The 19,592-nt window shown below is 57.3% G+C and carries 20 protein-coding genes and 3 pseudogenes; 4 read left to right on the top strand and 19 right to left on the bottom strand.

The window, feature by feature from the left end; genetic code table 11:
• Nucleotides 1-3: 3 nt before the first annotated feature.
• From AC1RNA_RS08125 to AC1RNA_RS08095, 7 genes are all read right to left on the bottom strand, one after another.
• The gene (locus tag AC1RNA_RS08125) at nt 4-624 is read right to left on the bottom strand and encodes a cytochrome c oxidase subunit 3 (protein WP_492950743.1); all 621 of its coding nucleotides are present in this window, start codon (nt 622-624) and stop codon (nt 4-6) included.
• The gene (gene ctaD, locus AC1RNA_RS08120) at nt 611-2,569 is read right to left on the bottom strand and encodes a cytochrome c oxidase subunit I (protein WP_492950742.1); all 1,959 of its coding nucleotides are present in this window, start codon (nt 2,567-2,569) and stop codon (nt 611-613) included. The genes AC1RNA_RS08125 and ctaD overlap by 14 nt, the downstream gene beginning before the upstream one ends.
• 10 nt (nt 2,570-2,579) lie before the next feature.
• Entirely contained in the window at nt 2,580-3,545 is a 966-nt protein-coding gene (coxB, locus tag AC1RNA_RS08115) for a cytochrome c oxidase subunit II (RefSeq protein WP_492950741.1), read from the bottom strand.
• Entirely contained in the window at nt 3,542-4,414 is an 873-nt protein-coding gene (locus tag AC1RNA_RS08110; protein ID WP_492950740.1) for a c-type cytochrome, read from the bottom strand. The genes coxB and AC1RNA_RS08110 overlap by 4 nt, the downstream gene beginning before the upstream one ends.
• Nucleotides 4,415-4,797: 383 nt before the next feature.
• Nucleotides 4,798-5,991 carry a c-type cytochrome gene (locus AC1RNA_RS08105; protein ID WP_492950739.1) on the bottom strand — a complete coding sequence of 398 codons (1,194 nt, stop codon included), beginning with the start codon at nt 5,989-5,991 and terminating at the stop codon, nt 4,798-4,800.
• A 64-nt stretch (nt 5,992-6,055) separates the two neighbouring features.
• On the bottom strand, nt 6,056-7,171 hold the full coding sequence (locus tag AC1RNA_RS08100) for a GMC family oxidoreductase (RefSeq protein ID WP_492950738.1): 1,116 nt from the start codon (nt 7,169-7,171) through the stop codon (nt 6,056-6,058).
• A 663-nt stretch (nt 7,172-7,834) separates the two neighbouring features.
• Complete coding sequence (locus tag AC1RNA_RS08095) at nt 7,835-8,482, bottom strand: gluconate 2-dehydrogenase subunit 3 family protein (RefSeq protein ID WP_492951197.1); 648 nt, start codon at nt 8,480-8,482, stop codon at nt 7,835-7,837.
• A gap of 276 nt (nt 8,483-8,758) precedes the next feature.
• On the opposite strand from AC1RNA_RS08095, the pseudogene AC1RNA_RS08090 reads away from it, so the two are divergent.
• Nucleotides 8,759-9,506 (top strand): annotated as a pseudogene (locus AC1RNA_RS08090) (PQQ-dependent sugar dehydrogenase); the annotation flags it as partial.
• Between the two features lie 219 nt (nt 9,507-9,725).
• On the opposite strand, the gene AC1RNA_RS08085 reads toward AC1RNA_RS08090, so the two are convergent.
• Complete coding sequence (locus tag AC1RNA_RS08085) at nt 9,726-10,163, bottom strand: hypothetical protein (RefSeq protein ID WP_492950737.1); 438 nt, start codon at nt 10,161-10,163, stop codon at nt 9,726-9,728.
• Complete coding sequence (locus tag AC1RNA_RS08080; protein ID WP_492950736.1) at nt 10,164-10,502, bottom strand: DUF3147 family protein; 339 nt, start codon at nt 10,500-10,502, stop codon at nt 10,164-10,166.
• 79 nt (nt 10,503-10,581) lie between these two features.
• Here AC1RNA_RS08080 and AC1RNA_RS08075 point away from each other — a divergent pair, with 79 nt between their 5' ends.
• Together AC1RNA_RS08075 and AC1RNA_RS08070 are read left to right on the top strand one after the other, a co-directional pair.
• Nucleotides 10,582-11,163 carry a phosphatase PAP2 family protein gene (locus AC1RNA_RS08075; RefSeq protein WP_492950735.1) on the top strand — a complete coding sequence of 194 codons (582 nt, stop codon included), beginning with the start codon at nt 10,582-10,584 and terminating at the stop codon, nt 11,161-11,163.
• On the top strand, nt 11,163-11,771 hold the full coding sequence (locus AC1RNA_RS08070) for a cysteine hydrolase family protein (protein WP_492950734.1): 609 nt from the start codon (nt 11,163-11,165) through the stop codon (nt 11,769-11,771). The genes AC1RNA_RS08075 and AC1RNA_RS08070 overlap by 1 nt, the downstream gene beginning before the upstream one ends.
• Nucleotides 11,772-11,998: 227 nt before the next feature.
• Here AC1RNA_RS08070 and AC1RNA_RS08065 read toward each other — a convergent pair whose 3' ends face one another.
• Nucleotides 11,999-12,181 (bottom strand): hypothetical protein, encoded by a 183-nt coding sequence (locus AC1RNA_RS08065; protein WP_492950733.1) that lies wholly within the window; start codon nt 12,179-12,181, stop codon nt 11,999-12,001.
• A 176-nt stretch (nt 12,182-12,357) separates the two neighbouring features.
• Here AC1RNA_RS08065 and AC1RNA_RS08060 point away from each other — a divergent pair, with 176 nt between their 5' ends.
• Nucleotides 12,358-12,576, top strand: a complete 219-nt coding sequence (locus tag AC1RNA_RS08060; protein WP_048755602.1) for a hypothetical protein — start codon at nt 12,358-12,360, stop codon at nt 12,574-12,576.
• Between the two features lie 12 nt (nt 12,577-12,588).
• On the opposite strand, the pseudogene AC1RNA_RS08055 reads toward AC1RNA_RS08060, so the two are convergent.
• The 9 genes and pseudogenes from AC1RNA_RS08055 to AC1RNA_RS08015 all read right to left on the bottom strand — a co-directional run bounded on the left by AC1RNA_RS08055 (nt 12,589) and on the right by AC1RNA_RS08015 (nt 19,566).
• Nucleotides 12,589-13,331: pseudogene (locus AC1RNA_RS08055) on the bottom strand (DUF72 domain-containing protein).
• Between the two features lie 370 nt (nt 13,332-13,701).
• The gene (locus AC1RNA_RS08050) at nt 13,702-14,670 is read right to left on the bottom strand and encodes an NAD(P)/FAD-dependent oxidoreductase (protein WP_492950732.1); all 969 of its coding nucleotides are present in this window, start codon (nt 14,668-14,670) and stop codon (nt 13,702-13,704) included.
• Nucleotides 14,671-14,674: 4 nt separating this feature from the next.
• Nucleotides 14,675-14,953, bottom strand: a complete 279-nt coding sequence (locus AC1RNA_RS08045; protein ID WP_048755599.1) for a SemiSWEET family sugar transporter — start codon at nt 14,951-14,953, stop codon at nt 14,675-14,677.
• Between the two features lie 3 nt (nt 14,954-14,956).
• Nucleotides 14,957-15,286, bottom strand: a complete 330-nt coding sequence (locus tag AC1RNA_RS08040) for a low affinity iron permease family protein (protein ID WP_492950731.1) — start codon at nt 15,284-15,286, stop codon at nt 14,957-14,959.
• Between the two features lie 228 nt (nt 15,287-15,514).
• Nucleotides 15,515-17,854 (bottom strand): annotated as a pseudogene (locus AC1RNA_RS08035) (FdhF/YdeP family oxidoreductase).
• Nucleotides 17,855-18,036: 182 nt separating this feature from the next.
• A complete protein-coding gene (locus AC1RNA_RS08030; protein WP_492950730.1) occupies nt 18,037-18,651 on the bottom strand; it encodes a cupin domain-containing protein in 615 nt (204 codons plus the stop codon).
• 34 nt (nt 18,652-18,685) lie between these two features.
• The gene (gene greA, locus AC1RNA_RS08025) at nt 18,686-19,165 is read right to left on the bottom strand and encodes a transcription elongation factor GreA (protein WP_492950729.1); all 480 of its coding nucleotides are present in this window, start codon (nt 19,163-19,165) and stop codon (nt 18,686-18,688) included.
• 29 nt (nt 19,166-19,194) lie between these two features.
• Nucleotides 19,195-19,374 (bottom strand): hypothetical protein, encoded by a 180-nt coding sequence (locus AC1RNA_RS08020; RefSeq protein WP_492950728.1) that lies wholly within the window; start codon nt 19,372-19,374, stop codon nt 19,195-19,197.
• A 57-nt stretch (nt 19,375-19,431) separates the two neighbouring features.
• Complete coding sequence (locus tag AC1RNA_RS08015; protein WP_492950727.1) at nt 19,432-19,566, bottom strand: hypothetical protein; 135 nt, start codon at nt 19,564-19,566, stop codon at nt 19,432-19,434.
• Nucleotides 19,567-19,592 lie beyond the last annotated feature (26 nt).

Below are 19,592 nucleotides of genomic sequence, written 5' to 3'. Positions count from 1 at the left end.
AGGCTATCCCAGATAAGGCGTGACATAGATGGTGAAGAATACGGCGAGCCAGACTGCGTCGACGAAATGCCAATAGACAGCACCTATGGCGACCGGGGCGTGGCGCTCGCTGTCGAAATAGCCAAGCTGCGACCAGACCAGCAGAATCAACAGCACCAATATTCCGACAACCACATGGGCCAGATGGAAACCAGTGATGGTGAAATACAGCGAGCTGTACGGGCTGGAGTTGAACTGGTAGGGCTTGTTCGACCACTCGACCAATTGCACGCTCACAAAGACGGCACCAAGCACGATGCCGCCAAACAACCCGAGCGACAATCGACGCCGGCTGCCAATGCGTGCGCCCTTCTCACCCCACCAAACGACGACGCTGCTCAACAGCAGGACGATCGTATCCGGGGCGGAAAGGTCGAACTTCGGGAGCTCCTTGGGCAGGAACGCGCCGTGGCTCCAGATGACGAAATAATAATAGCTGAACAGAAGATAGACAAAGAGCGAAGCTTCGGTCGCTATCAGCGTCATCATGCCAAACCAGCCCGACGACTTGCGGCCCGCGCTACCGACCGGCAACAGACCAACCCCGATATCTTCTTCGCTATTCTGAAAGCTAAGATCTGTCATGGCTAACCCTTGCGACCTGTAGAAGCCGTCGCCTCGGCCAGAGCCAGAAGCCCAGGCAGATGACAGCCGCCGTGCTCGCGACGGCGATTGCCCACCAGGACTGAATCAACATAGCGGTAAACACTGCGCCCACGGCGAAGGTCAGGATGAAGGGCCATGGCGAATCTTCCGGCATCTTGAGGATGACATCAGGCTCGGCGTCGAGCACCGTGGTCGCCAGCGCCTCCTTGCCGTGATCCAGAACAAACCCTCGATTCAGCATGGAACGGCCCGACCCTTCCCCTAGTCTGTCTTCCCACAGGGGATGGCGGCTCGCCACGGCAGGAATCAGCGCAAAATTATAGGGCGGCGGCGGTGATGATATCGACCATTCGAGCGTCGGTGCATCCCATGGGTTATCCGGCGCGATAACTCCTTTGCGCAGGCTGATCCAAATGTTGACGAGGAGAATAAGGATTCCAACTGCAAGCAGCAACGAACCTACGGTCGAGATCATGTTGATGGTCCCGAGCCCCATATCGGCCGGATAGGTGTAGATGCGCCGCGGCATGCCCATCAAACCGATGAGATGCATAGGCAAGAAAGCCACGTTGAAGCCAATAAACGTGACCCAGAAATTCCATCGTCCCAGACGCTCGTCGAGCATGCGCCCGGTCATTTTCGGGAACCAGAAATAGAGGGCGCCGAGCACGCCGAACAGATTGATGCCGATCAGGACGTAGTGGATGTGGGCGACCACAAAATATGTGTCAGTGACTTGCAGGTCCGCCGGCACAGCCGCCGTCACCACGCCTGATACGCCGCCAATCACGAACATCACGATGAAACTGGCGAAGTAAAGAAAAGCTATGGTGAATACTGGACGCCCGGTCCAGATCGTCGCCACCCAGGCAAAGGTCGCAACCGCGCTCGGTATGGTGATGATGAATGAGGCGCCCGAAAAAAACGAGGAGGCGACAAACGGAAGGCCGGTCGCAAACATGTGGTGGACCCAGACGCCAAAGCCCAGCACCATCGTCAGCACCGTGGCAAGCACCACCAGCGTGTAGCCGACAATCGGTCGGCGGCAAAGGATTGGCAGTGCGTCCGATACCAGCCCCATGGCGGGCAGCACGATGATGTAGACCCACGGATGAGCGAACAACCAGAACAGGTGCTGCCATAGCAGCGGCAAACCATTCGTCTGAGCATTGAAGAAATGGGTACCGAACTGCCGATCAAGCCACAACATGAAGAATGCCAGGCTCACTGCCGGTACCGAAAGAAGAATCCCCGCTGAAGCGGTGGTGGTACCCCACACAAGGATCGGCAGACGATTGATGGACATACCGGGCGCCCGCATCCTGAGGACAGTGACGACAAAATTTGCCGCGCCAACTGTCGTTGAGATGCCGAGGAAGATTATTCCCAGCGCGTAAAAGTCCATGTTTGGACCGGGACTGAAAGCCTTCAGCGAGTTCGGCGCGTAGTTGAACCAGCCATCGTCGGGGACAGCCCCAACGAGGAAGCTCGCATACATAAACAGGCCAGCACCGAGATAGATCCAGTAGGAGAACGCATTGAGGCGAGGGAACGCCATATCCCTGGCCCCCAGCACAAGGGGAAATAGGAAGTTGGAAAATCCCGATAGCACCGGCAGCGCGTAGAGAAAAATCATGGTGATGCCATGCATCGAGAATAGCTGATTAAATTGTTCCGCGGTCACCACGCGCGCTCCCGGTTGGGCCAGCTGGACTCGCATTAACAGGGCCTCGAGCCCCCCGAGAATAAGGAAGACAAAAGAGGTCACCAGGTAGCGTATGCCGATCGACTTGTGATCGACCGATGAGATCCAGCCGTAGAAGCCAGGCCTGGTCTCCCAGAGCGCGTGGAGACGTGACGGCAGGTCCGGATCATCGGCAAGGCTGCGGATCAAAGGGACACGTTCGTATTCGCTGACGCTCATCTCGCGCCCTTCACTTCAGCGTTTCAACATAGGAAAGGATGGACTGAAACTCCGGGCCCGACATCGCGATATCCGGCATCAGTGCGCCGGGCTTGAGGCCCTGAGGATGTGCAATCCAGCCCGACAGATTGCCAAGATTGTTGTCCAGCATACCGGCGGCAATCCTCGAGCGGTTCATTATGTGGGTGAGGTCAGGGCCTTTGTCTCCCTTCGCTGTTGTGCCGCGAACGACATGACACTTGCCGCAACGATTCACGAAGTGGGCAAGCCCATCATGGAGTTCTGCCGTTGCCGGTTCGGGTGCCGGAGCTTGCTGGGCCGCACGCCACGCATCGAACTGGGGTCTTGATTCAGCGATAACGTAAAATGCCATCTCGGCATGCTGACGGCCGCAATACTCAGAACACTGCCCTCTATAGATGCCGGGCTTGTCGGCCTCCAGCCACAGAGAATTGCTGCGGCCCGGAATGACGTCGACCTTGCCAGCCAGTGCCGGCACCCAGAAGCTGTGGATGACATCTGGAGAACTCAGGTTGAAACGAACCGGTTCTCCGACAGGAATATGGATCTCGTTGGCTGTGTTGAAAGCCTTGGCGGGATCAGGGTCATCATAATGGAAACCCCACCACCATTGCCGCGCCGAAACCTCGACGGTCAGGGCAGGATCGCGGGGAGGCGTCGTCAGTCTAGCCATTGTCGTGACCGTCCATCCAACGAAGGCGATCAATATGATGGTGGATACGCCGACGCCGCCATAGATCCACCACAAGCCACGACCCGCGCGGGAGGGGATGACCAAGTTAGGCTCCCACGTGCTTCGCCCCCGTACAAAAATGCCAGCCACTACCACAACGGCAATAAAGACAACGACGATGATCGAGAGCCAGACGAGCCCCCAGAGCAAGGGATGAATGGCGCGCGCTCCGGCTCCTGCAGGTTCGAACATGCCGAGCGGCAGGGAAAGCCCCTCTCTCATGGCACTGCCCCCGTCGTCGGCAGAGACGCGAAATAACGTGCTGCCTGCTCAATCTGTTCGTCCGAAAGGGAAGCCGCGACCGGCTGCATGAAACCGCTAGGTTTGGCCCCATCGCGATAATCTTTCATGACCTGCACAAAACGCGGCACGCTCAGCCCTGAAATATTGGGAGAAGCGCCATTGCGCCCGCGTCCGTCGGCCCCGTGACAACGCCCGCACGGAACTGGATTGAAAGCACCGCCAGCCTCGACAGGCACCATCTCGTAAAGGAAATCCGCCCCACCGATCCAACCGCTAATCTTGGCAAAAGATTCGGTGTTGAAGTCGGGCAGGTGCTTAACGAAAGCGACCATCGCCCAGATCTCGTCCTTGCGTTCCTGTGCTGGCCAAGCTGGCATTGCCGTCATCTTAATGCCGTTCTTGATAATCCAGAACAACTGGCTCGACGTATAGTCGCGCCCCGCCGAATAAAGCCCCGGAGGGGTCGGCGTCATCTGCTGAGCAATGGGTGAGGCTAATTCGCCCGGCGCGCCATGACACGGCGCACAGCCGCCTGCATAATGTCTCGCGCCCCGACCAACCAATGTCGGATCGTCAAGATCAGGCGCATCGAGTTTCGGCGCATGAAACGCGACGGAGCGCTCCATGGCGTAGTGCAAAAGCAGCGTGGCCGGCCAGGAATGCTTGCTCGTCGCGGCTACATCGAAGAACCCTGCCCAAATAAACAAAGCGCCGCAGAAGCCCACACCGACCCCTGCCCCGGCCAACACCCAAATTGCAGCTTTGACGCGCCGCGAAAACCAGTGATGCTTCGTCGCCCCGCCTGCTTTGGAACATGCGCCGTGCTGCGTTTGGTCAGTAACCATCATCAAGTCCGCATTATCTTTTCATATGTCCTTCTGCCTGCCCGACAATAAATCAATAACAGCGTGTTCGATTTAGGCTCAAAGACACTTGGGTACGCAGCGCCCTCCCACGGAATTCTTTCTTCAAGACTCCAAAGTATGTGAGGCTCTATTTCATTTGCTCCTTCAGCATCCGGGAAATCCCTCCGTGTAGTGTTCAACAGTGCTGACTGGAAACATTCGCCGCTATCTAACCGAGCAGATCGGAATGCATTGATGACTCAAAGTCTCGCCAGCAATGGCGGGACTTTTTCTTAAAGCATTTGCTTCATCTCTTCTTCGACAAGCCGGTACGAGAAACGGCGACCCTCATTTCGTCGATCGTGATGACGCTGCAAATCAACCTTTTAATCCTGACGATGTTTCAAATCTGCTTTGCGCTCCTTGACAGTGTCCGCCGACACTTTGGAAGCTGAATTTCCCCAGGCATTCCGGATATAAGTCGTGACGGCGGCAACTTGATCATTGTTGAGTTGCCATGCAAAGGACGGCATTCCGGGCGAAGTAGGTTCCGCCGATGTTGCCACGCTCCGAGCACCGCGAAGGATAATCCGGATCGCCGTTGTGGGATCGTTCGACTGTGCGACCGCGGAATCAACGAGCGACGGGAAAAGATGGGAAACGCCCTTGCCATCGAGACTATGGCAGGCCGAACAGACATCCCGATAAATCGCCTGGCCTGCCACCATTTGCGGGTCTGTCGGTGGAAGCGGTTGAGAAGACGTATCCCTGTTGGGAACGGACTTCAGGTAGACCGCGATAGCCTTGATGTCATCGTCGGTAAGCTTGGAGGTTGAATGGGTCACCTCTTCCGCCATTGGCCCCGTCGCTGCGGACAAGCGGTTATGGCCCGTCTTGAGATAGGCGATGAGATCATCAACCGACCATTTGCCAAGACCTGTTCGATCGGTGTTGGTGATGTCCGGGGCAAACCATCCCTGCAGCTTCGCTCCCTGGAGATACTGAGATGATTTCTCACCGCCCAGAAACGATCTCGGAGTATGGCAGGCGCTGCAATGCGCCGGTCCCTCAACAAGGTAAGCTCCGCGATTCCATTCAGCCGATTGGTTGGGGTCCAGCTTATATTCGCCTTGTTTGAAGTAGAGCGCCTTCCATGCCGCCATGCTGGCGCGGATGTTGAACGGAAATGGCAACGTGTTGGATACCACACGGTTGTGGATCGGCTTCACGGTGTTGAGATAGGCGCGAATGGCCAGCACGTCCTTGCGCGGCATCTTCGTATAAGACGTATATGGCATCGCGGGATAGAGGTGTGCGCCATCCGCACGCACTCCCTTGCGCACCGCATCAACGAACTGGTCATCGGTCCACGCACCGATGCCCGTTTCCTGATCGGGTGTGATATTGGGCGAGGTGATAAAACCAAACGGCGTCTCAAGCGGCCGCCCGCCTGCATAAGGTTTGTCGCTGTTCGGGACCGTGTGGCAAGCAAAACAATCGGCGGCAGAGGTCAGATACCGTCCTCTTTCAATTTCCCCGAAACTTTGGCCGTCCGCATTGGCCGCGTTTGCCGTCTGCATGACGAAGCCGCAGCATCCACCGAGGACACATATAGCGCCGACAAAGAAAGCGGTTTGAACTCGGCTACGCATCGACTAGCGGCCTCGGGTTTTTCAGATACTGATTTCTAATCGCAGCGGCGGACCAATAAGCCAGCGCGCAGACGGTTCCTGTCGGGTTGTATCCGGCGTTTTGCGGAAAGGCGCTCGCGCCCATGACAAAAACGTTCGGAACGTCCCAGCTTTGCAAATAGCGGTTCACGACGCTTGTCTTCGGATCGGCGCCCATCACGGCGCCGCCGTTCAGGTGCGTCGTCTGATAGGTCGTGATGTCATAAGGCCCCTTGCGCGGTTTCTTTTCGATCTGCCGCGCGCCCATGGCCTTGACGATTTCGGCATACTTGTCCGTGAGAAAATTTGCCGCCTTGAGCTCGTTGTCGTGAAAATCGATCGTCATTCGCATCATGGGACGGCCGAAACGATCCTTATAAACTGGGTCACGATCAAGATAGACATCGCGATAGCTGTAAAAGCTTGAATGAATACTGCCGCCGGCCAGCGTGCTCAAATAATTGTCTGCCACCGCCTTCTTCCATTGAGCGCCCCACTTCGGTGTGCCTGGCGGCACAAGGGTAGTTGTGATGGGGCGGCCATTGGTTTGCACCTGTCCGAGATATCCCCCTCCCACAAAGCCCAACGGCCCGTGATCGAAATTGTCTCCATTGAATTCGTCGATACACATGCCAATTGCGCCGGATGCGATAAACGGATTGAAATTGAACTTTTCCTTGTCAAAAAATCCGTTGACGGCAGACGTCGCTTGATGCGTGAAATTGCGACCGACGACGCCGGAATTGGCAGCAGGATCGTATGGCTGCCCAATATTCGAATTGAGAAGCATCTGAACGTTGAAGACAGAAAACGCAGCAAGGATCACCAGATCAGCCGGCTGCTCCCACTCCACATTGCTGGTATCGACAAAGGTGACGCCCGTGGCGTGTTTTCCGGTGCGGTCAAGATTGATATGCGTGACTTCGCAATTGTCCCGCGCCGAAAAATTCGGCTTTCGGATCAGAACCGGCAGAATTGTGGTTTGCGGACTCGCCTTTGAATAGTTTCCGCAGCCGAACCATTCGCAGAAGCCGCAATAGGTGCATGGCCCGAGATGCAGTCCGAGCGGATTTGTGTAGGCCTGGGACATGTTGCCGGACGGCTGAGGAAACGGCTTGTATCCCAGATCTCGCGCCGCTTTCGCCCACAGCGTGTGCCCAAAACCCTGCTTCTGCGGCGGATTTGGATAAGGCCGCGAGCGCGGGCCTTCAAACGGGTTGCCTCCCTCCTGAATGGTGCCGCGCAGATTGCCGGCTGTGCCTGACGTTCCACAAAGGTGCTCGAAGCGGTCGTAATGCGGCTCCAATTCGTCATACGTCACGCCCCAGTCCTGAATCGTCATGTCGTCTGGCAGGAAGCTCGCGCCATATCGTTCGGTGAGGTGCGTTCGCAAGACGAAATCGGACGGCAAAAACCGCCATGTCTCAGCGTTCCAGTGAATACCGCCACCGCCTACGCCGTTCGGAGGCATGAATGCACCCCACGTCCGGATCGGAAGCGCCGTCTGGTCCATCTTGTTGCGGAACGTGAAGGTGTTCTGCTCGGGTCGCAGAAAGAGCTCGTGCCGAATGTGATAGCGCAGCTCGTCTTGGGCATAGGTGGGCGGAAACTCGGTCGGCGCATCGCGCCAGGGGCCGCGCTCAATGGCGATAACGTCAAGCCCCTCGTCCGTCAGCTCGTTCGCGAGGATCGAGCCTGTCCAGCCGAGACCGATAATAACCACGTCTTTTCGCGGAAGCTTACGCGCCATGCCTCAACCTTTCGGGGTCCAGTCGATGCGGCCGGTCACTCCGACAGGCGGCAGGGGAAAGCGCTCGTTGTGACGGTCGATCCAGTCCAGATAATTGTAACGGGCGCCGGGGAAACCGATCATCTTCCACGCCACCATGTCGCGATTGCCGCCATAGAGAGGATCGGCAAAAAATCCGGATTGAACATTTTTCAGCACAAGCGCGAAGAACGACTTGCCGTCGGCTCCATCGAGCGAAATCTCTCCGGCTTCCAGCCCCTGCAAAACCGTGTCCTTATTTTTGTCATCGAGATCGGCGAATGTTTTCCCAGAAAATTTCGCCTGACAGTGCTTATCAAGCGCGGCGAGCGCCTTCCTGTATTGTTGTGCCGGGCCGGCCTCGCCCTGCTCTCCCTGCTGCTTGGTACCGTCCATGAATGGCGGACGGTTATAATGGCCATCCCTGCGGCCGTAAGGCCCTGCCAACTGGCGGTCGATAAAAACCGCGCAGCCCGCGTCCTTGCCGCCGAGAGTCTCATTATCCGGTGGAATAATGCGATCTGCGATCGCTTCAACCGCCCTTCCCTCGGAGCCTGTAAAATAATGCCAAGGGCCCGGTTGAAACGGGACGGGAGGATTTCCGGCATTAGGCGACCATGGCAGGTGCAACATGATCGGCGATGCACGCGCCACGGAAAAGCTCGCAATGAGGTACGCAGCACTGGCAAGAAATTGACGTCGATGAAACATGTGGCTTGGCCCGCAAGGTGCCTTTCTAACGAGCACGCACCGCGCAAGTTCCTTGCTTCCAAAAATTTCGCTAACAATCGTAATTGTATCGTATTACGATGTTTTTGATGCCGAACAGCAAATTTAAGGGCAATCACACCTTCGTGAAAGACCATTAATTCGAGCCTAGCAGAATCATGGGCCAGCTCAGAGAGTGCTGCTATGCTTACAAATCGCACCGTGATTTGGCGGCAAGCACCCCGCTGGAGGCGGCGGTCAACCCGGCGGTGTCATCGCCTTTGACCCGCAAGGATCGCATCTATTTCTCACGGTGGGCGACCGGATGGAGCCGAGCAGCGCGCAGGTTCCTACTCAGGCGCGATGTAAGTTGCTTCGTCTTAACCTCGACGGCTCGACTCGGGACGACGATCCGCATGCTTCAAAACACGGTACCCCCGGACAGACATGGACCACCGGCCATCGGAATCCCTACGGCCTCGCCTTCGCGCCCGATGGCCGACTGTAGCTGCACGAGATGGGACCGCAGGGTGGCGACGAATTCAATCTGATCGAGCCAAGCCGCAACTATGGCTGGCCCATCGCTTCTAATGGTGCCAATTACAACGGGACACCGATCCCGCGCCATTCCACTCGGCCCGAGTTTGCAGCGCCTGCCATTTACTGGACGCCGGTGATCGCACCGGCAGGGCTCGCCTTCTATCAAGGCGCGATGTTTCCGCAATGGCGCGGCTCCGCGCTGGTCGGCGGCTTACGCGCCCGTTGTCTTGTTCGAGTCACCTTTGGACCTGACGGACAGCCCGACGAGGCTGAGCGCTGGAACATGCGTGCGCGTATTCGCGACGTCGCCGTCGCATCCGATGGATCTATCTGGCTCATTGAGGACAGCAATCTGGGCCGTCTTCTACGCCTGACGCCTGTTGGTGGCGGTACGGGAGGTCCGCAGTGACCCGGCCTCGCTCCATGCCCTGCCGAGGGACTACTAACGTATGTTGCTCAAAGATAGACTCAAGCAAGATCGAGCATGACTGGCGGAGAGCTGTTCTCCGATTGAATCTCAGCGTGCCGGCGAAGCCGCTTAACAGTTTGAAGCAGGGTTGAAGAACCAAAAGGCTGCTTCTTACTGCGAAGTCTTGAAATTTCGTCTTCCTGGAGACGGGATTGGCCATCACTGTCCGGCTGCTCGCCGTGGCGTTGTCCCAAGATACCAAGCCACAACGGAGACAATGCCCCACATCGCTATCGCCAATCCCAGCACGGCAACAGGCGGTAGCAACCGTCCAAACCAGACGGTGAATGCAAATGCCGCCATGCCGGCACTTCCCAAGGCAGCTCCGAAAGCATCGAGCGCTGCAGCCTCCTGTCCCCGGCGCGCGCCCTTTAGATGCTTCATTTTCTTGCGCCGCCGTTCGTGTTTTTCGATCAGCGTCGAACTGGCACAGAAGATCGCGGGAAACGCCAGAAACAATCCCCCCCAGGAAGGTCCCGCCAGTTTTGCGATGCCGCCTGCGAGCATCGTCGCAAGGCCACCGAGCACGAAGCGGATGACATGCTCGCACCATTGGCTTTGCTTGAGACTAGCGAATTTGAGCCGGACGATCGTCATTCAGGCTCCAAAGATCATCAGCAGCCCGGCGCCCACGCCGAACCATGCGAGCAGCGCCGTGCTGCTGGCGGTTCCCGCGCTCCATCGTCTGCGCATCAGCAGATGACAGACGAGGACGCCGTAAGCCGCGAGCGCGATGCTGCCGAAGACCATCGTCCGCGCTTCCGCAGCGGCATAATCGACGCCCTGATTGTGAAACGCCAAACCCAGCGTCACCAGCGCCACCGACGGCGCCGCGCTGAACAGCCCCGCAAAACTCTTGGGCCGCAGCAGGTCGCCCAGCAGCGCAAAGGCCGACACGACAATACCGCCTACCAGAAAGCGAATGACAAATTCCAAAAGCTGCTCCTCGATCGCGAGGGAAGAACTTAAGAACTTTCCGTGACGTGCCGAGTTCCTGTGATGGAGAGAGGACGGCATGGCCCTGGTCACAGTCAAACCCACCGCATTCGACAAGCGGGTTGCAAAATCAATTTCCAAGGAAACCGGCCCGCGCGTTGAAACGGTAGCGGAGGCGCTCACATGGGGCGCCGACGAACATCTGCTGCTGGCTGCTTCTGCGATTGTCTGGCTGGCTTCCCGGCGCGCTGACGACAGGACGCGAGAGGTGGCCACCCACTGCCTTGTGACCACCGTTGCGGCATCGATTTTACCCCACATCCTCAAGACCATGATCGACCAGAAGCGGCCCGACCGCGAGCCCTTCGCTCAACATCGGCACGGCATTCCCCATTCGGGCAAACCGAACGATGCATTTCCTTCCGGCCACGCCATTCACATGGGAGCGCTGGCTTCGTTCGCGACCCTGCTACCGCGTGGCTTTCGATACAGCGCGTGGACCGCAGCATCCGCTCTGATGGCGACGCGCGTGGTCTTGCTTGCGCATTGGCTCACCGATGTCGCCGTCGGCTTTGCCACAGGCGTGGTGCTCGAGCGCGTAGTCCGCCTGTGGACGCGACCTTGGCCTGTCCCGCGCAAACAGCGAAGGGGATCCGTCTGATGGGCAGCTTGCGTGGCGCAATCGGCGGACAGAGCGTTCATCTGTGCATCGACATGCAGCGGTTGTTTGCGCCGGGCGGGCCCTGGATGACGCCGTGGTTGGAGCGCGTGCTCCCGGTGGTCACGACGCTTGTCGCGCGCCAGCCCCGGCGCACCGTCTTTACGCGCTTCATCCCCGCGAAATCTCCCTCCGATGCGTTCGGAACATGGCGGGCGTCTTACGAGAAGTGGCGTGATGTGACGCTAGAGGCCGTCGACCCGGCGCTGATCGATCTCGTGCCGGAGTTGCAGACATTCGTGCCTCCGGCCACGCAATTCGACCGGCCCACTTATTCGGCTTTTGCGGATGGCCGCCTGCATGCGTGGCTGCAGGATCGCCGCGTCACCACGCTGATCGTCTCCGGTTCGGAAACGGATGTCTGCGTGCTGTCGACCGTCCTGGTCGCGGTCGATCACGGCTATCGAACCATCGTGGTGAGCGATGCGCTTGCCAGTTCCTCGGATGAGAGCCATGACGCGCTGCTTGATCTGTACAACAGACGCTTCGACATTCAGATCGAGCTCGCCTCCGCCGAAGAGGTGATCAAGAGCTGGGCCATTCCTGTGTGATGCCTCGCAACCGAGAGATCACGCCGGCGTCGAACTTGTCTGTTGATACGGCGCAAGATCGGCCCCGCCGATCCTGTCTTCATACTCCCGTTGCCGGGTTTTTGAATCGGTGAGCTTCGCATGAGGGTTCTGGGCGGCCTGGCCGGGCTGCTCCCACGGCCGATCGGTGCCCTTATTCGTAGTGGAGCGCGGGCTTGTCGTACTCTGTTCGGTCATACGCTTTACGCTCAAGCTGTGTGCCCACCTGCTGCGTGGTCGGGCATATTTTTCTCTTGCTGGGGCGTCATCCTGGCGGGATCCGGCCGTCCCGGCACACCACGGGGGCCGAGTTCTGCTCGCTGCTGATCGTCTTCGGTCTGCCTTTGCTTGGAATCATCCACCTTATTAGCGGCCGGCCATTTGTCGTCCATGGGAGTTCTCCTTCTCTTGTCAGAAGACAAAGCGGAGCGCATCCCGTTCCCATCACATGCAGCTACTTTTGTGAGAGATGGAACTCAATTCGACGGCGTCGCTTGTTCCAACCGATAGTAAACGATGCCTGGGATCATCGCAGGCGACGTAGACCACGAGATCGAGGAGACGCCGTATGGGCATGGCAAGTTACGCAGTGATCGAGAAAGGGCGGAATTGGACCATTCTTCACGACGGCGAAGCCGAGGGCGACTATACGTCAAAGGAAGCCGCATTCGAGTCCGCGGTGGCGGCGGCGTCCCTTGCCGTCCGTGAAGGTCACGAAGTTCATGTGAGCGTGCCGGGCCGGGAAGCGGGCAATCAGACTGCGCTCGGCGTCAACGATAACGATTAAGCAGACTGAATTTTACAGGCCCGCCTGCATGGCACGCAGTTTCGCTGCATCCAGCGGCGCCGCGCTCTTTTGATCATTGTCGAAATACACAAAAACGTCCGAACCGGCGCTGCGCCAGCCGCCGATCGTCTGTGACCATTTTTTCAATGTCGCGCTGGAATAGTGTCCACTGTACCGACCGCCCGGTCCATGGCCGCGAAGATAAACGAAGTCCGCCGTCTGCTCCCATGGCGACGGCGCGTCATGATGATCCGAGATGCAGAGCGCAACGTTGGTCGGGCGAGAATTCGGAAAATTTCAGCCGCATACCAGCTCGGGTGCCTGAACTCAAAGACGTAGCGATAACGAGGCGAAAGCATGCCGATGAAATGCTTCAACCGGTCGGGATTGGCGGAAAAATTCGGCGGCAGTTGAAATAGGACCGGCCCTGCCTTGGCGCCCAGCAGCGAGATCCGCTGCTCCATCAGCTTCAGGCTGTTTGGGCTTTTCTCCGATAACCGCTTCCAGTGAGTGATGTATTTCGATGCCTTCCAAGCGAAGATAAAATCCTTCGCGGTCTGCTCCCGCCAGTTTTCAACTGTCGATTCCGACGGCATTCGATAAAATACGCCATTGAGCTCTGTCGTCTCGAACTGAGTGGCATAGAACTGCAGTTGATGTTTGACCATCAATTCGGATGGGAAGAAGGGCCCTCGCCACGAGGCATAATGCCAACCGGAGGTGCCGATCAGGACTCTTCCCTTTTTCTTTCTCATGCGGTGCGCGGCACGATTGGTTATGTGAGATCGTGCAATCCATTGGTGACGGGAGGCGGCTCATCCTCCTTACGCCTGGCAGCCTCGCGACGATCCCGCGGCTTTTTCGTTGACATTTGTTTTTTCCTCGAATGGCCACGGAAAACGAAATATCGGTACTCCAAGTTTCATCAGACAATGGAATCACTTGGCTCTTTTCCCTTCGCGTTGGCCGATGGCGACGAAATTCCGAACCGGGCGAACAAAATGCCCCGCTCGGGTCTTGAGCCTTTAGGAGTACCCGACCTCGAAACAACGGATGACACAGCCAATCAGCGCGTCGCCGAAATCGATGCTCATCAAAGATGGATGGCTATTTGTCTTGGAAATGCTAAGCCGCCGGCTTGAAAGCGTGCGATAAAGAAGACCTTGGCCGATAGCTTGCCTTATCACGAGCTAGCTCAAACCTAACGGAAGTTGGGATCGAGAAGCTTGTGGATGTGCGTGGCGGCGATCGCCGCATGTCCTGCCCCAACCGCAAGCTGATGCAGATCGGAGACAACATCGCCAACGGCATTGACGTCTGCTGGTGCTCATCGACCTTGAGACATCCCACCTCGTTGAGCTTCCCGCCGAGGTCAGCCGCCAAATCGGAGCGGACATCGCAGCCCAGAGCGGGATAAATCACATCAAAAGACGCCGTCTTTCCCTTATTCAGGAACAGCGTGATTGAGTGCTTCTCGTGCCGGATTCGCTCTATGCCGCCGGCCAGTAAATTGACGCCAGCGTGATGCGCGCTTTTTGAAATCTCGGCATCGACCAATTTATCTTCAGGAAAGGCCAGAGTGACCGTTCTTGAATATGTCCGCATGAAAAGCGCCTTGTGAAGCGCATCCTTGTTTGATCCCAGCACGCAGATATTCGCGTCCTTTGCCTCATAGGCGTCACATACCGGACAAAACCGCACGATGCCGGCTGCGACCGCCTCATTCATACCGGGAATCTTGATTGACCGATCGACAAGGCCGGTCGCGAGAATGACCTTTTTGGCTAGCACCTGCCGTTCTGCGGATTCTGCGAGAAATTCGCCATCACTCCCTGAAAGCCGGACGATCCGCTCTGGAAGTATCACCGCGCCATAGCGCAACGCCTGTTCGCGCAGCAACTGCAGAAGCTCTTCTCCCGTCACTCCTTGCGGAAAAGCGGGATAATTATGCGATCGAGGAATGAGACGAGCCCGGCTGCGGCCATGATCGGCAACTAGGACCGACCTTAGATAGCGCCCGAGATAAACCGCCGCGGTCAGGCCTGCGGGGCCTGCACCGACTACAAAACAGTCCGTTTTCTGCAGATCGGCCATCGTCTCAACGTCGGCAATACAAAAGGTCCCGCAGCTTGCACACCAAGACGATGGCAACGAGTACTGCCCCGACCGAATTGGCGATAACGATCACCACGTCAGACCTCAGGATGCCATAGACAGCCCATAGACATAAGCCGACCAACAAGGCTCCCAGCGTCTTAAGCGAAAGGTCCTTTGTGGCCCCTCTGGGAAGGGCTTTCCTGGCCTGCGGCAAGTACGAAAGGGACGTGAGCGCAGCTGCTGCGAGCCCCAAGGCCCCTATCGTCAAGCTTCCGTTCATGGACTAAGACTTTTTGTGCTCGCGATGCTTTTCGATGTCTTCCGGCTCCTCCTCATCGATCCTGGCCAATCCTTCTTCAGCTTGCTCATCTGCCCGCAATAATTCATCGAGCTTGGCATGGATGGCTTGCGTATCGCGGTGCTCCGACCTTTGAATGAACAAGGTCATCATCCAAGTCGCAAGCGTGGCACCACCGTGCCAGTTCAGACTTTCGCGGTCGAAGACGATCCATAGCCCTGCGTAGAGAATGACGGTGGCGAACGCGATGGGATTCGCGCTTAGAGCACCGAGATTCGTCAGCACTGATGACAGCGATTTTGCCGCCTTGTTCACGGGAACGCCCGACGAGGGTTGGGCGTTTCGGAAACCACGCGGTCAATATCGACCGACGGGGCGTTCTCGACATTGAGGACGATCCGCTTCGCCATTCGTCTTCCTCCTGATCCCAGTCACAAACCGGTCCCAGCCTGGCATGTTCCGCCGTTACTCTCACTCCTAATGATATCAGTGAACGTTCGAACGCGAGACGCGAACAGGAAGAAGCTTGTAACCCGGCGTCTTCTATTTCGGATCGTGGTGATCCAGCGGAAACAGGCGATTGGCCTCCGGATAATACGCGACGACGCTGCCTTCCATCACGCCATAAGAGGTCACTTTAAACCCCTTCAATTGGCGAACAACGCCGTTGTCGATTGCGGTCGTCAAATCGACCGCTTCGCCCTCCTTCAAATCAAAGCGTTCGATGTCATTGGGGTGCATGAGCAGCACCTTTCGCGTTCCTTCCACGCCTTGGAAACGGTCGCTGTATCCATAGACGGTGGTATTGAACTGGTCGTTGGAGCGCAACGTCGTGAGGTGCAGGACTTCCGACGGATCTCCGCTGATCTGGAGTTCCGGAAACAACCGTTCCGGCGTGAGGAAATTGGCCTTGCCGTTGGGCGTGACCCATTTCCGCTCCCTCGCCGGCAGCGGCCGCGGAAATCCGCCGGGCTGAAACATCCGCTTGTTGAAGTTCTTGAACGTATCCGGATAGGTCGCCTCGATCGCATCGCGAATGCGGCTGTAATCGTCGACCCACTCATCCCATGGAACGTGGTGGTCTGATTGCAGCGTCGCCTTCGCCAGTCCTGCGACAATCGCAGGCTCCGACAGAAGCTCTTTGCTCGCAGGCGTCACCCTGCCTTTCGAACCGTGGAAATGCCCTACCGAGCTTTCCATCGAGACCGCTTGCGGACCGCTCCGCTGCTGATCCGTCTCGATCCGCCCTAGACAAGGTAGCAGGTAAGCCTGTTTGCCGTGGAGCACGGATGTCCGGTTGAGCTTGGTCGCGATGCTGACGGTCACCGGCATCCGGCGCCAGGCGGCCTCAAGCGCCTCGGTTTCCGGCACGGCACCTATGATATTGCCGCCTAGGCTGATAAAAACATCGAGTTCGCCCTTTAGCATCGCCTTGCATGCATCGACCGTGGTATGGCCGGTCCAGCGCGGCGGCTCGAAATGATATAGCTTCGCCAGCTTGTCCAGCGGCACCAGTCCGGGCTTCTCGGTAATGCCTACGGTGCGCTGCCCCTGCACATTGGAATGACCACGCACGGAACAAATGTTGCCGCCCGGCTTGCCTACATTTCCGCGAAGCAAGGCCAGGTTGGCCAGCATATGGACGTTCTGAACGCCCATTACGTGTTGTGTAATGCCCATCCCGTAGACGAAGAGAACATTCTTGGCCCTTGCGTAAATATCGGCTGCCTCCTCCATCTGCTTTTGGCTCAGGCCTGAAAGGCGCTCAAGTTCGGCCCAATCGCGCGAGCGTGCGGAGTCGGCAAATTGCTCGAAACCGGATGTGTCATCCGCAATGAAGCTGTGATCCAGCACATGTTCGGTATCGGCAGATGCCATCGAAGCAGCGAAAGCAACCTCGTCTGCTTCCGACGGATGATCCGGTTTGTCGTCCTCCCCGGCGACATGTTTGGCGTAGTTCGCATGGTAACGGTCGTCGGCCTCGATCAATGCCTTACAGACGCCGTACAGCGCCGCGATGTCTCCGCCGTTCCGAACCTGATAGAATATCGATGAAATCTGCGTTTCGGAGCCCGTCAGCATCTGCGACGGAGATTGCGGATTGACGAAGCGTTCGAGTCCGCGCTCATGCAGAAAGTTGAACGTCACGACCTTGACGCCGCGGTCCACCGCGTCTTGAAGATCGTGCAGCTTGCGAGGCGAAGACGTCCCGACATTCTGCGCGATGTAAAAAATGCAATCGCAGTTCTAGAAGTCACTCAACGACGCTGTGCCGACAGATGCGCCGATGCTTTCCGGCAAACCGACAGACGTGCTTTCGTGGCACATATTGCTGCAGTCCGGCAGATTATTGGTGCCGTATATACGCGCGAATAGCTGATACATGTAAGCCGTTTCCAGCGACGCGCGGCCCGACGTATAGAACACCGTGTGTCTGGGATCGGCGGCGCGGAGGTGTCCGCCGATTTCGGAGAACGCCTGCTCCCAGGAGATCGGAGCGTAGATGTCCCTTTCATTGTCCCATTTCATCGGATGAGTCAGCCGGCCCTGCTCCTCCAGATAATAATCTTCCCACCCCTCAAGCTCGGTAAGAGTATGCTTGGCGAAGAATTCCGGGGTGGTCCGGCGGTTGGTGATTTCCCATGCCGTCGCCTTTGCGCCGTTCTCGCAAAATTCCAGCGGATGCGGCTTCCCCGGCTTGGCCCATGCGCAACTGACGCACATATACCCGTCAGGACGATTTTGATGGGCCAGGGTTGAACTGCCCTCGGCCGGGACATGTTCCTGAACAAGAATTCTGGCGACTGATGCCGCCGATCCCCAGCCGCCTGAGGGGCCGCTATAGGGCTCTCCTTTTGGATGTGCTTTTGGACCGCCTGGCATTTCTTTTCTCCGGCTGCGGCAGATGAACCGGTGTCGGAGGTACTAGTTCCGTTTTGCCAAACCGCTGCGGGGACTTTTCGATGGAGGCTTCGGAACGAATAAGTCCCGCTTTGGAAGTTATTATATCGCTTTCCGAGATATTTTTATCTGAGCAGCACAACCCAGGCTGCCGACAGAATGTTTTATCGCGCGCTTCTGGATTTCGTTTTCCAGATCGACAGCAAAGCTCCCTTCTTCCCGTAAACCGGATCAGTGTCAGGCTTCATGACTTTGGCGATAGACTTCACAGCCTTCGGATGGTCCCTCGTGTCGGTGCATTCGTCATACGAACCTTGGGAAGGATAAGCCCCGACCACAATGAAGTTTTTGCTCGCTTCGATCAGACGATGGCCGGTGCCTGCCGGAAGGATTGCAACATCCCCGACCTTCAGCGCCATAACGCGCCCCTTGATGCCGCCAAACTCGACGCGGGCTTCTCCACGGGCAACGCCGAGAACTTCATGGGTTTGCGAATGATAGTGGACGAAGTCATAGATGCTACCGCGCCAGGACTTTCCCCAGCCGTTATGCCCAAACAAGGCATCGATCACGGCAGCCGGATCACCGCGACCTGCCAGATTTACGGCCTTGCGATAAATCACCAATGGCCATCGGGGATTATTCGGGACGATGCCATCGTCGGCAAACAGTTTGGTCACTGGCTTCCGTGTCACGATAGCCCGCTGAAGTCCCTTCGACGACGGCCGGTGTTCGGTGGCCTTGGTGAGAAAGTTTTCAATCTGATCCTTCAGTATCATTCTCGCCTCGATTTTCTGCTGACCATCTTTATCGTCAGTCGTGCAATTCCGTCTGCGTCCCGATCGCGACGATCTCGGCTTCTCCCCGGCCTACTCGTATGACATCACCGACCTTCTTTCCCATAAGAGCCCTTGCCAGGGGTGACACATGGGACAAGAGGCCCTTATTCGGGTCCGCCTCATCTTCCCCGATAATCCGGTATGCTAAACGGCGGCCATCATGCCGCTCGATTGAAACGACGCTGCCGAACCTCACGGCTGAGAAATCGGTTGGCGATGGGATGACTTCCGCCGTGGCGCGCCTCGCGTTCCAATACCGCAAATCTCGCGACACCGACGCCAAGGCATTGCGGTCACTCTCAAGCTGGGCTTTGGCGAGTTTCGCCCGCAATCCGGTTATGGCGCGGTCAATAAGTGCCAATCCTTCAGCTGTGACATAGTTGGGATGTTCCGAGACAAGCCGGTCGGGAAGCTCTTCAACGGCCTCCGATTCAGTGACGAATGCGCGGCTCATGGCTTCGCTACCATTAACAGCACAAACTGCTATCTCCGCCGGGCGAAAATCGCGCCTGCAATGAACGCGGCACCCAGCATGACGAATGGAGCAGTCCGCGTCAGCTCCACGATAACATCCCGCCAGTTCGCGTGACGGTTTGTAACACTGTCGAGATAGTCGCTGGCACCGGACGCTTCGATTACTGAACTCTCGCGCTGTTCAGGCATTTGCTTCGTTTCCTGTCACGTATCCGCGCTCTTCGATCATCATGATCCCTTTGGGAGTCAGTTCGTACAATCGCCATCCTTTTGAACATAGCCCTCCAGAACCAGATCGATGACTTTGCCTTTTTTGTCGTCGTCAAAGGCAACTGACGAACCAATAGCCCGCAAAATAGCAACCTGTTCGTCATCCAGCATCGCACCCTCCATTCCTGCGTTGAACG

Source organism: Afipia sp. GW821-FHT14H12 (assembly GCF_058803465.1).
This window is presented reverse-complemented; position numbering and strand designations above follow the sequence as displayed.